Source organism: Streptomyces sp. NBC_00237 (genome assembly GCF_026342435.1).
Classification (GTDB): Bacteria; Actinomycetota; Actinomycetes; order Streptomycetales; family Streptomycetaceae; genus Streptomyces.
Genome location: NZ_JAPEMT010000002.1, coordinates 1,973,181 through 1,985,905, shown reverse-complemented (window position 1 = coordinate 1,985,905; position 12,725 = coordinate 1,973,181). Strand labels below are relative to the sequence as shown.

7 protein-coding genes are annotated in these 12,725 nt (G+C 66.3%); 5 read left to right on the top strand and 2 right to left on the bottom strand.

Annotated elements, in window-relative coordinates:
* Positions 1-108 precede the first annotated feature (108 nt).
* On the bottom strand, positions 109-996 hold the full coding sequence (ligD, locus tag OG897_RS22530) for a non-homologous end-joining DNA ligase (protein ID WP_266658997.1): 888 nt from the start codon (positions 994-996) through the stop codon (positions 109-111).
* Between the two features lie 33 nt (positions 997-1,029).
* Here ligD and OG897_RS22525 point away from each other — a divergent pair, with 33 nt between their 5' ends.
* Complete coding sequence (locus OG897_RS22525; RefSeq protein ID WP_266658996.1) at positions 1,030-2,025, top strand: Ku protein; 996 nt, start codon at positions 1,030-1,032, stop codon at positions 2,023-2,025.
* A 402-nt stretch (positions 2,026-2,427) separates the two neighbouring features.
* Complete coding sequence (locus OG897_RS22520; protein WP_266658995.1) at positions 2,428-5,592, top strand: AAA domain-containing protein; 3,165 nt, start codon at positions 2,428-2,430, stop codon at positions 5,590-5,592.
* A gap of 63 nt (positions 5,593-5,655) precedes the next feature.
* On the opposite strand, the gene OG897_RS22515 is transcribed toward OG897_RS22520, so the two are convergent.
* The gene (locus tag OG897_RS22515) at positions 5,656-6,888 is read right to left on the bottom strand and encodes a DNA sulfur modification protein DndB (RefSeq protein ID WP_266658994.1); all 1,233 of its coding nucleotides are present in this window, start codon (positions 6,886-6,888) and stop codon (positions 5,656-5,658) included.
* A gap of 168 nt (positions 6,889-7,056) precedes the next feature.
* On the opposite strand from OG897_RS22515, the gene OG897_RS22510 reads away from it, so the two are divergent.
* The 3 genes from OG897_RS22510 (at position 7,057) to OG897_RS22500 (ending at position 12,724) form a co-directional block, all read left to right on the top strand.
* The gene (locus OG897_RS22510) at positions 7,057-9,369 is read left to right on the top strand and encodes an N-6 DNA methylase (RefSeq protein ID WP_266658993.1); all 2,313 of its coding nucleotides are present in this window, start codon (positions 7,057-7,059) and stop codon (positions 9,367-9,369) included.
* An 89-nt stretch (positions 9,370-9,458) separates the two neighbouring features.
* Positions 9,459-11,471, top strand: a complete 2,013-nt coding sequence (locus OG897_RS22505; RefSeq protein WP_266658992.1) for a class I SAM-dependent DNA methyltransferase — start codon at positions 9,459-9,461, stop codon at positions 11,469-11,471.
* Positions 11,472-11,482: 11 nt separating this feature from the next.
* Positions 11,483-12,724: a restriction endonuclease subunit S gene (locus OG897_RS22500; RefSeq protein ID WP_266658991.1), complete on the top strand. Its 1,242-nt coding sequence runs from the start codon at positions 11,483-11,485 to the stop codon at positions 12,722-12,724.
* Position 12,725 lies beyond the last annotated feature (1 nt).

The window sequence follows — 12,725 nt, the reverse complement described above, 5'->3', positions numbered from 1 at the left end:
ACGCCCCGCGCAGCGGCCTGCCCCCCAGCCCACCCGCACCTCGCCCGCCGGGCTGCTCACTGCCCCCTCGGTAGCCCCCCGCCGCCGCCCGTGCAGGGCAAGGGCCCCTCACCCCACCCCCGGCACCCCTCTCGCCCGATTCGGGTTGAGCAAAGGCCCGAGTAGATCCCCGTACAGCTCCAGCCGCCCCACGACATCGTCCAGGCCGAACGCCAGTTCACGAGACGGATCCTCCACCTCCTCCCACGTCACGGGAGTGGACACCGTCGCCCCCCTCCTCGCCCGCACCGAATAAGCAGCCGCCGTCGTCTTCGAAGCCGAGTTCTGACTGAAGTCCACAAAAACCCGCCCCACCCGAGCCGCCCGCGCCATTCGCGCCACCACGACCCCCGGAAGCACCGCCTCCGCCTCCTTCGCGACCTCCTTCGCGTACGCGGTCACCCGCTCCGAAGCCGTCGGCTCCACCGGAACCAGCACGTGCAGCCCCTTCGACCCCGACGTCTTCACCCACACCCCGAACCCGTCACTCTCCAGCCTCGCCCTCAACCACAACGCCACCTCACAACACTCCGCCATCCCTGCGGGCTCCCCAGGATCGAGATCGAAAACCATCCGATCCGCCACGCCCTCCGACCCCACCCGCCACTGCGGTACATGGAACTCCACCACCAAATTCGCCGCCCACATCAGCGTCGACAAATCCCCCACCACCACCTGCCGCGCAGTCGCCCCCTCCGACCTCGACACCTCCACCGTCTTCACCCAAACGGGCTTCCCGGGCGGCGGATTCTTCGTGAAGAAGACCTCGCCCCCCACCCCGTCCGGAAAGCGCAGAAAAGACATCGGCCGATCATGCACATGCGCCAACAACGCCCCCGCCGTCGTCGCGACGTAATGCAGCAGTTCCCCTTTCGTCGTCCCCGTCTCCGGAAACAGCACCTTCTCCAGATTGCTGAGGGCCAGCCTCCGACCCTCCACCTCCGTGATGGGCGACATAACATAAGAATCCCACCGAAAGGGATCACGGGCATGAGATCAATCTGGAACGGCAACATCTCCTTCGGACTGGTCAGCATCCCCATCAAGCTCTTCAACGCGACGGAGAACCACTCCATCTCCTTCCGCCAGATCCACACGGCCGACGGCGGGCGCATCCGCTACCGCAAGGTCTGCGAACTGGACGACCAGGAGGTCCAGTCCTCCGACATCGGCAAGGGCTACGAGGACGCCGACGGCTCGATCATCCCCATCACGGACGACGACCTGGCCGCCCTTCCGCTCCCCACCGCCCGCACCATCGAGATCGTGGCCTTCGTCCCCCTGGCCTCCATCGATCCGCTCCAGATGGACCAGGCGTACTACCTCTCCGCCAACGGAGTCCCGGCCGCGAAGCCGTACACCCTCCTGCGCGAGGCACTCGCCCGCAGCCGGAAGGTCGCCATCGCCAAATTCGCCCTGCGCGGCCGCGAACGTCTCGGCATGCTCCGCGTCGTGAACGACGTCATCGCCATGCACGGCCTCCTCTGGCCCGACGAGATCCGCCAGCCGGAGGGCATCGCCCCGGAAGGAAAGGTCACCGTCCGCGACGCCGAACTCGACCTGGCCGACACCCTGATGGACACCCTCGGCGAGGTCGACCTCGCCACCCTCCACGACGACTACCGCGAGGCGGTCGAGGAACTCATCGCCACCAAGTCCGAGAACGGCGGCGCGCTTTCCCCCACCAACCCCGACAAGTCCGGCGGCGACGCCCAGGTCATCGACCTGATGGCCGCCCTGGAGAACAGCGTCCGCGCCGCGAAGAGCTCCCGAGGCGAGAACCTCGACCACTCCGCCGAGGTCACCGAACTCAAGCCCCGCAAGAAGGCGGCCACCACGAAGAAGGCCACATCGAAGCCCGCCCTCACCACCAAAGCCCCTACGGCCAAATCCACCACCAAGGCTGCCAAGGCCACTTCCAAATCCACGACCACCAAAAAAGCCCCGGCCAAGAAGGCGCCCGCCCGCAAGCGAACCCCTGCCTGACCAAAACACCCCGACCTACAAGAACGGCGTCACCGGCGAAACCTCACCATCGGCGACGTGTTCAGTGGTACGGCAGCGTGAAGCGGGCACACGCGAGCCCGCGCGCCGCTCAGAGGCCGGTGTTGGCCGGGATCCCGACCAGCGGCACCACGATGACATCGAGGCTCCAGCGCTGGTGGGTCTCGTGCGCAATGGCGGGATAACTGCTGGTCATCGATCCGTTTCGTTGCTAATAACAGGAACAAGATCCGGGCAGCGCTGTCGTAACGGGGGAACGTGGGCTGGCAGGAAGAAGTGGTTTCGGCGCTGGACGCATGGGTAGCGCACGAGGGCGTCCCGGCCCGCGAACCCAGGTGGCGCCCTCTCGGGCGAGCGGTACGGGCTGCGAAACCCGGGGAGTTCGTGGTCGACATACGTGGCTCTGACATCGGGACGGACCAGCTCCAGGGTGACAGCCTGAGGCTGGCCGGGCCCGACGAGAGCGGCGTCGACGCCGGGCATTCGGTGCTTGATGTGTTCAAGGACGGCACGGCACTGCGGGTGCGCGTCCCGGAGTTCGCGGATCCGGCCGATCCGCATCTGTGGATGAAGCCGCAGCCCATGGGATTCCTGGTGAAGGCCCTGCGCGAAGGTCTGGCGGCACTGACCGACGCCCCTCTTGCCCATCTGATGGCCCGGGGCGAGGCGGGTACCGGGCGCCTCGCCGAGGTCGGACCGCCGCCGAGCGTGCTGCTGCCGGCGCAGAGTCTCGCCTACCGCGCGTGCATGGGTGAGGGTCTGTGGTTGGTGTGGGGACCGCCCGGGACAGGCAAGACCACAGTCCTCAAACGGGCCATCGGTGATCTCATTGCGTCGGGCAAGCGCGTCCTGCTGGTTTCGGCTACCAACATTGCTGTGGACAACGCCCTGTTGGGCGTGATCAAGGAGCGTCGGCACCAGGACGGAGAGGTCGTCCGCGTGGGACCGCCCCACCTGCGGGAGGTCGCGGAGGACCCGAATGTCTGCCTCACGCTGAGGGTTCGTCAACAGTTGGCCAACGCCGACGAACGGCGTCGCAGCGTCGCCGGTCAACTGTTGGAGGCCCGCGAGCGGGCCCGGCTGCTGGACGATCTGGAACGCAGTCTCACAGGCTTCGACCCTGTGGCGTATACGTCCGACCGCATCCGGCTCGACGATCCCACCCGTGCCCCCGATGCCCTGGTGCGTGCCCGGACCCAGGCGCGCCGGGAGGCGCAGACGGCGGAGAAAGCAGCTGCGGACCTGGGCGTGGCGTGCGAAGTGGCGGTCGAAGCCGTACGCGCCACGGAGCAGGCCCAGGACGCCTGGAAGCAGCACGACGAGAAGATGGGGGAGCTTGCCCAGCTGCGTTCCGTGGTCACTGAACTGGAGGCGAAGGCTCTGCTTGCCGACAGCGCTCTGGGGGACGCGCAGGAACTCCTGGAGGGCCTGGAGAAGCTGAGAGGTCTTGCGAAGCGTCGCGCCAAGCAAGAAAGGGGACGGGCCGCCGCCAACCTGGAAACGGTCCGCAACCAGGCCGAGAAGGCCGAGGAGAAGGCAGAGGCCGCTCGATCCATCCTCACCCGCAACGAGGAAGCCCTGATCGGCCCGCTTGAGGAGTTCCGCAGGCTGGTGCCCTTCACCAAAGAGGAAATCGAGTACCGGCAGACGACCTCCCGCGAAGTGCAGCGCGACCTGGACCGGGCGAAGCGTGCTCATCGGGCCGCCGACGCCCTTCTTGCTTCGCTCGCCCGCGAACTCGGCCTCTCGAAGGAGGCTGCATCCCGTGTCGCGGAGACCGATCGCCTCGGACACCCCGAACGGCACGCCGCTGCAGCCTCTTTGAAACCCAAGGTCACCGCCGACGAGAAGGACCGTCCCGCGCTCGAACGCCGCCACCGCGAGCTTCAGGAGGAGTACGACAAACTTGCCCGCGACGCCCAGGGCGAGATCATCCGCAGAGCGAAGGCCGTGGCGACCACCCTCGCCCGCTTCCGCACCACCAAGTCGGTGTTCGAGGGCGAGTACGACGTCGTACTGGTCGACGAGGCCGGAGCCGCGACCCTGCCCGAGGTCCTGCTGGCCGTGGGCAGGGCGAAGACGACCGCCGTGTTGCTGGGCGACTTCATGCAGCTCGGCCCCATCCTTCCGGACCTGGACGGCAGGAAGCGGCCTGACGTTGCCCGATGGATCCTGCGCGAGGTCTACGAACACTTCGGCGTCGAGTCGCCCGCGGCTGCCGTGAACCACGAAGGCTGCATCGTGCTGGACGTCCAGCACCGATTCGGCCATGCCGTCATGGGCCTCGCGAACTCCCTCGCGTACGACGGCGTGCTGAAGCCCGGTCCCGGAGTCGCGCGGCGCGCACACGACGTGAACGACCCAGAGATCGTCATCATCGATACGGACGGGTTGCAGAGCCTCGCTCAGGTCCGCCGCACCGGCCGCCGCAAGGGCTGGTGGCCCGCCGGTGCACTGCTCGCGCGGGCGCTGGTCGATCTGCACGCGGAGGACGGTGAGGAGGCCGGTGTCGTCACGCCGTACCCGGTGCAGGCGGAAGCCACCCTGGAAGCCCTCCGGGACAGCGAAGCGGCCGGCAGCCGACTGGCCGAGGTGGGGACGGTGCACCGCTTCCAGGGGCGGGAGTTCCCCGTGGTGATCTTCGACTTGGTGGAGGACGACTACGGCGACGGCCTGTGGATGTCGCAGGCTTCCCGAGCCCCCGACGCGACCCCGTGGGCTCGCAACGGCGTACGCCTCTTCAACGTCGCCGTCACCCGCGTACAGACCAGGCTGTACGTGATCGGCAGCCGTAGCCGCATCCTCGCCGCGGGCGAGCAGACGGCCATGGGGAAACTGGCCGCACTCAGCCAGGACAGGCGAGCCCGCTCGGTACCCGCCACCGGACTCATCTCACCCGGCACACAGCACGACACCTCGCTCGGCATGTTCGGTGGCCGCCTTGCCGATGTGCTCTCGCGCCACGTCGAGGTGTCCGACGTCGACGACGAGATCTCCTTCTACGAGACGTTCGCCGACCGCCTCGCCGAAGCCCGTACGTCTCTGTGGATCTGGTCCCCCTGGACCGCGAAGAGACTGATCGGATTGCTCCCGGTACTCGCGGACGCGGTGAACCGCGGAGTCCGCGTGACGATCTTCGTCCGGGATCCGTCCGACAAGGGCCAGGAGAAGCAGGCCGACCTGGTCAGACAGCTGCGGTCGGTGGTGCCGACCGTCGTCCCCGTCAACGTCATGCACCAGAAGATCGTCGTCATCGACGAACAGACTGTCCTGCTCGGCAGTCTCAACTCCCTCTCGCAGAGCCGCTCGCGCGAAGTCATGCTGACCATCAGGGGAAGCCACTTCGCACGCAAGATCCTCACTCACGAACATGCGGAGATTTTTGCGAGCCCGCCGAAGTGCGGTGGGTGCCATAAGGACGAGGTGGACCTGCGTAGACGCAAGAACGGGCTCTGGTACTGGAGGTGCTTCAACCGGACGTGTCCGGCCAGACGGGGAGATCGGGCCTGGATCATGGATGTCCAGTTCCGGCGGAAGGGGCGGCGCTGAGCAGGGCACATGGCGAAGGGCTGGCGCCGCCGGCCGCGGACGTGCTGCCTGCGGCTGCACCGCCTATCCCTGAAGCCCCCGGATACGGCGCCCCGCCTCCGTCGCCGGGTAGAGGATGGCGTCGGCGACCCGTCCACCGGAGTCCTTGACGCCGCCGCTGAAGTTGAGGCGGCCCGTGGTGCCGGTCTTGGCAGCGATGCCGTCCCAGTACGCGGCCTCGCGCTCCCAGCGGATCTCGGCGAGCAGACGGCGCAGGTCGTCGGCACCCACGTTCTGGAAGGCATCCGCCCAGGGCATCGCATGATGTGCGGCGACACCGATACCGGCGATCACGGCGGGGGCGGTGATGGCACCGCGCGAGGTGAACGCGGCCAGGTGCTCGGTGATCAGCCCGGCCAGCAGCGGGACGATGGTGCGCTCGACGAGCTCGGCACTCGTACCGGCGGGCAGGTCATCCTCGTGGATGGTCTCGGACGACAGGTTCAGCCCGGAGCGGCCGAAGAGAGTGGCGACGACCAGGGCACGCAGCGCCGAGAGCGTGACGACCTCAATGTCCGACGCGCTGACCTGCCGCTTGGTCGCGTTGACGAGCTTGCTGAAGGGCACGATCTTGCCGTCGAGCTCGATCTTGACGGATTCGGCGACCCGGTGGGTCAGACGCGTGGCCAGGTCGCGCTGGTCCATGGACATGGAGAGGTTCTTGGACACGTCGATGCCCAGGACGTTGCGGTCGTGGAAGATCTGCCGCGCATCGGCCGGGCTGAGCCCGACGTACATCTCGAACGGAATCCGGACGGCCGTCAGCTGCTGGTAGGTCACCCCGAACTTCTCCGGTGCGTCGAACAGGTCGTGCCAGGCCGTCAGCTGCGTCTCGCCGTCGACGGCGACGACGGTCGCCCCGGGCGCGATGGTGAGGGTACGCAGCCCGGTGCCGGGCAGCAGCTCGTCGCTGATCGCAGCGATCGCGTCCGCGTGCCAGAAGGTGATCGGCGGCAGCGACCAGGCGTCGCCCCACACACCGTTGAGCCCCGCGGCGATGTACTCGGCGTACGAGGTGGCGTTCTTGCCCTTGCCCGTCGTCTTCAGGGTGCGCTGGACCTGGGCACGGATCTCCGCATGCTGGCGGAGCTGGCCGGAGGCGGTCTTCAGTGACTTCTGGTCCTCCTCGCGACGCGGCGAAGGAACGATCTGGAGGAGTGCGGCCAGCGAGACCGTCCCGATGACGGCGTCTTCGCGGAACGGCATGACGGTGATCTGGGTGCCCTCGATGACGGTGGTGGGCATGGTGAGGCGCATGGGTGCTCCCGGTGGGGCGGCTCGGATGGGTACGGGCGTTCAGCGCTTCCAGTTGCAAGCAAGCACACGTAAGCATGGCGATGAAAGCACTGTCAAACGGCTTGACGAGTTTGACGAGCGCTGTACTGTGTTAACAGTTCACTTCGCAGAGGCAGAGGACCCCAGGCCATGCCCCATCAGCCACCCGCCCAGGTCACGGCGGCGGAGATCTCCCGCATCGCAGGAGTCACCCGCGCCACCGTCAGCAATTGGCGCCGCCGCCACGACGACTTCCCCGTCCCCGCGGGCGGTACGGACAGCAGCCCGCTGTACGACCTCCAGGCCGTGCAGAACTGGCTGAACGAGCGCGGGCACACCTCCGAGGCTTCGCCCGAGGAAGCGTTGCGGACCGCGCTGCGCCTCTACGGCGTCGGTGCCGGAGTCGCCGCACGCCTGATCCCCTTGGTGCTGGCTGCCTCCCGCCTCACCCCGGAAGAGATGGCGCAGCTCGCCTCGCCCGTCGACACTTCCGACGAGCAGCTGGTCTCCCGGGCCGACGTCGCGGCTGGTCGCCTCCCGGACGCGGTGCCCCTCGTCGAGCAGATTCGCTACGGCGCAGGGGAAGCCCCGGCAGTCCGCGCTCTGCTGCACTGCGTACAGGAGGCCGGACCTCAGGCGACCCTCGGCGTCCTCGCCGAACGAGAGCTGGAGGAGAGCGGGGCCACCGGCGCCTACCTCACCCCTGAGGGCCTGGCCACGCTGATGGCGCGGCTCCTCCCCGAGGGCGTCACCACTGTCCTCGACCCGGCTTGCGGAAGCGGTGCGCTGCTTGCTGCTGCCGCTGGGTGTGGTGCGAGCAGTCTGTACGGGCAGGACACGCTGGCGGTGCAGGGCCAGCGTTCGGCCGTACGACTGCTGCTGGAAGCCGACTTGCCGAGCCCGCTGTCCTCGCCGTCTTCGCCGGGTGCTGTGGGTGCCGAATCCGAATCCGCGGTGCAGATCCGCCTCGGCGACAGCCTGCGCGATGACGCGTTCCCCGGTCTCACTGTGGACGCGGTCCTTTGCAACCCACCCTTCGGTGACCGCGACTGGGGCCACGACGAGCTCGCGTACGACCCGCGATGGGCCTACGGAGTCCCGCCGCGCATGGAATCCGAACTGGCCTGGGTGCAGCACGCCCTCTCCCACACCCGCCCGGGCGGCCTCGTGATCATGCTGCTCCCGCCCGGAGCGGCCTTCCGCACCTCGGGCCGCCGCATTCGCGCCGATCTCGTACGTAGCGGAGCCCTGCGCGCGGTGGTCTCGTTGCCGCAGGGGGCGGCGCACCCACTCCACATCGGCCTGCACATTTGGGTGCTGCAACGCCCGGAACCGGGGGGTGCGGAGCGGAAGTCGGTGCTGTTCGTCAACGCGGAGAGCGGCGGGCAGGGGGGTGCGCGCGACGCGGCCACGACTGGTACATCGGTGCGCAGCACGCGCGGGGCCAGCCGTGGTCCTCAACCCCCACTCAACTGGCCGGGCTTGACGAAACGCGTTCTTGACCAGTGGACGGCGTTCTCGTCCGATCCCGATGCGTTCGGCGATGAGCCGGGAGTGTCCCGGGCCGTTCCCATGGTCGACCTGATCGGCGAGACCGTCGACCTCTCTCCCGCACGCCACGTCCGGTCCACGGCGTCGGACATCGCCCCCGAGGTGCTGGCGGGGCGGGTGGCGGACCTGCGCTCACAGCTCACCGCCCGGATGGGGGAGCTGGCCGCCGTCACCGGCTCGTCGGGGGACTGGCAGCCGTCCGATGCTTCTTCTTCGCCAGACGCGTGGCGTACGGCGACGGTCTCGGACCTGGCCCGGGGCGGCGCGCTCGCCCTGCTGCGCGGGGCACTGACTGCGCCTCGGGACACCGCGAGCGGCAAGGCGCCGACAGAGGAGACGGACGGTGCGGTGGACGACCGCCTGGTACTGCGCCTCCTGGACGTCGCCGCCGGGAACCCGCCTTCGGGTACGGCCGAGGGCGTCCGACCGGGTTCGGCGCCGCAGACCGTCGTCACGGCGGGCGACGTGGTGCTGTGCGGTACGGCTCCGCAGGGAGGCCAGACCGGGGGGGTGCCGGAAGCCGGGCACAGCGCGATGTCCCGGGTCGCCGACGACCGCGACGCCGGGGCCTTGCTCGGCCCGATGCTCCACCTCCTCCGCCCGGACCCGGCTCGCCTGGACGCGTGGTTCCTGGCGGGCTTCCTGGGAGCGGAGGACAACATCGCCGCCGCCTCCACAGGCACGAGCTCACTCGTCCACGTCAACCCGGGGCGCCTGCGGGTCCCCCTGATGCCGCTGGAACAGCAGAGGCGGTACGGGGACGCCTTCCGCCGCGTACACGAACTACGCCAAGCGGCGCGCGAAGCAGGCGAGTTGGCAACGGGTTTGGCGTCCACCTTGACCACCGGCCTGACAGCTGGGGCCCTGCTGCCACCACCCGTCGCACCGGCCTCGGCTGCCCACTCCTCCTGAACACACCACTCGCACCACTACCGCCCACCACACTGGACCGCATACGCCCGATGAGGGCGGTACGGCCTGGAAAGAAACCGGGGAAGACCTTGAATAACAGCAAGCACACAGAGCTGGTGAACACCGCGTGGTCCGTCGCCGAACTCCTGCGCGGTGACTACAAGCAGTCGGAGTATGGCCGGGTCATTCTCCCGTTCACTCTGCTGCGACGACTGGAGTGCGTACTCGAACCCACCCGGGAGGAGACAGCGGCCCTCGCTGAGAAGTACAAGGACAACGACGACTTCAATGCAGAGCCATTTCTTCGCAAGGCTTCGGGTCATGACTTCTACAACAAGACCCGTCTGACTTTGAAGAAGATTGCAGCAGACCCGCAGCACGCCGCACAGAACCTTCTGGCCTACATGAGTGGGTTCTCGGAGAACGCCAGAGAGGTTCTGGAGACCTACGAATTCGGTCGGCATGTAAAGCGAATCGATGGTGCCGGACAGCTCTACAAGGTGATCGAGGTATTCACCGCACTGGACCTGCATCCGAGCAACGTTCCCAACCACAACATGGGTTACATCTTCGAGGAACTGATTCGCCGTTGGTCGGAGCAGTCGAACGAAACGGCTGGCGAACACTTCACCCCGCGCGAGGTCATCAAGCTCATGGTGAACCTCCTGATCGCTCCTGACGGCGATGCTCTGACAGTCCCCGGCACGGTCCGCACGGTCATGGACCCGGCATGTGGCACGGGAGGAATGCTATCGGCGACAGATGACTACATCACGGAGTTCAACTCGGACGCTGTGGTAGAGGTGTTCGGGCAGGAACTCAACCCCGAGTCGTGGGCTGTCTGCCGCTCCGACCTCATGATCAAGGGGCAGGACCCGGACAATATTGCCTTCGGTAACTCCTTCTCCGATCCAGCCTTCACTCGCAAGAAGTTTGACTACCTCCTGGCTAACCCGCCGTTTGGGGTGGAGTGGAAGAAGGTCAAGGAAGAGGTCGAATACGAGCACAAGAGCCTCGGTGACGCGGGCCGCTTCGGTGCGGGCCTGCCGCGTATCAACGACGGTTCGCTCCTGTTCCTCCAGCACATGATTTCGATGATGAAGCCGGTGGACGTGAACGGCGGAGGCGGCTCGCGCATCGCGATCGTCTTCAACGGTTCGCCCCTCTTCACGGGCGCGGCGGGGTCCGGCGAGTCCGAAATCCGCCGATGGATTCTGGAGAACGACTGGCTGGAAGCAATCGTCGCCCTCCCCGACCAGCTCTTCTACAACACGGGAATCTCCACGTACTTCTGGATCCTCACGAACCGGAAGGCACCGGACCACAAGGGCAAGGTGGTCCTGCTGGACGCGCGGGACCAGTGGGTGAAGATGCGAAAGTCGCTCGGCGACAAGCGCAAGGAAATGGGCGACGGCAAGAACGGCAAGCCCAACCACATCGCGGATGTGACACGCCTGTACGGCGAGGCGATGGAAGCCGCCCGCGACGAGAACCACCCGATGCACGCGAAGATCAAGGTCTTCCAGAATGAGGACTTCGGCTACCAGCGCATCACGGTGGAACGCCCGCTGAAGCTCCGCTTCGAGGTGACGGAGGCGACGGCATCGGCGCTGGCTGTTGCAAAGCCGGTGCAGAAGCTGGAGCAGAGCGAGGACTTCATGGCGGCCGTACGCACGCTACTCGGCTCGACGTGGGAGACGAAGTCCGAGGCGCTCGTGGCGCTCAAGGACGCGGTGGTAGCGGCCGGCCTGCTGTGGCCGTCGGGCGGACCTTTCGCGAAGGCGGTACGGGACGTAGTGGGCGTACGTGACCCGAAGGGCGAGGTCCAGCGCATCAAGGGCGAGCCCGAGCCTGACCCGGAGCTGCGGGACTACGAGAACGTGCCGTTGGGGGAGGAGGTCGAGGACTACCTGAAACGGGAGGTCCACCCGCATGTGTCGGATGCGTGGATCGACCACAGCAAGACGAAGGTGGGTTACGAGATTCCGTTCACGCGGCATTTCTATGTGTATGAGCCCCCGCGGCCGTTGGCGGAAATCGACGCGGAGCTGAAGGCTCTGGAAGCTGAGATTCAGGCGCTGTTTGGGAAGGTTACTCAGTGACTGAATGGAGAATGGTTCGCCTGAAGAATCTCTGTGTTGATGCAGGGCAGTACGGTATCGGCGTTTCGGCAGAGACTTATGCTGACTCGGGGACGCGCCTACTCCGCACTACGGATATCAGTAGCGGAACGCTCACGTCAAGCGCTCAGGGTGTCTTCATCGCTGAGCCTCCAGAGGAGAAGTTTACCCTCAAAGAAGGGGACTTGCTCCTTTCGCGGAGCGGTACTCCGCCAGGGCAGTCGTACCTTGTACGCGCCATCGACTCCGGAGCCACTTTCGCTGGATACTTGGTCAGGTTCCGCCCCGCTTTTGATACGGAACCTAGGTTCCTTGGCTACGTGGCCAGAAGTGCACCATTCCAGCATACAATTCACTCCGAATCCGTCGCGTCGACGATTCAAAACTTTAATGCTGAGAGGTATGCCAATATTCAACTTCAGGCCCCCGCTGTCGAGGAGCAGCGGCGTATCGCCGATTTCCTTGACGCCGAGACCGCCCGCATCGATAGACTCTCCTTCCTTCAGGCGCAAGTGATGCTGAGGCTGGACGAGCGGGAGCAAGCCCAGCTAGACCTGGCCATCGATGAGATCACTGGCAATTATGGAGCTGTGCCCCTACGCAGGTATCTGCTGGGTGTACAGCAAGGGAGTAGTCCTCAGTGCGACAACGTACCTGCGAAGCTAGACGAATGGGGTGTTCTGAAGGTAAGTGCCCTGAGGCCGGGCAGATTCGCTCCCGAGGAGAATAAGCGTCTTCCGGATGATGTCTCGCCAGACCGCACTAATGTAGTGCGGGAAGGGGATTTGCTTATTACTCGGGCGAATACTCCCCAGCTAGTTGGGTCAACCGCGGTCGTGCGAGAAGTGCGTGGCAAGCTTCTATTGTCAGATAAAATCTTCCGCGTCAGGTTGGATGGCCGAGTATTGCCAAAGTTCGTGGAACTGGTCGCCCGAGGCCGACGTACTCGAAATCTCTGTGCTGTTGTGTCGAATGGCGCCTCGCAATCTATGGCAAATATCCGATTCGAGGAAGTGAAGCAGTGGCCTTTGCCTGATGCCAACCTGGCGCAGCAGCAAGCGCTAGTTGCGCGTGTATCCACTCAGGGCGACATTCTTGAAGTGATGCGGGGGAAGGTTAACCGGCAACTGGACCTCCTCACCGAACGCCGCCAAGCCCTCATCACCGCCGCCGTAACCGGCCAATTCGACGTCACCACCGCCAGCGGCCGCAACGTAACGGACGGAGTCCACTGAC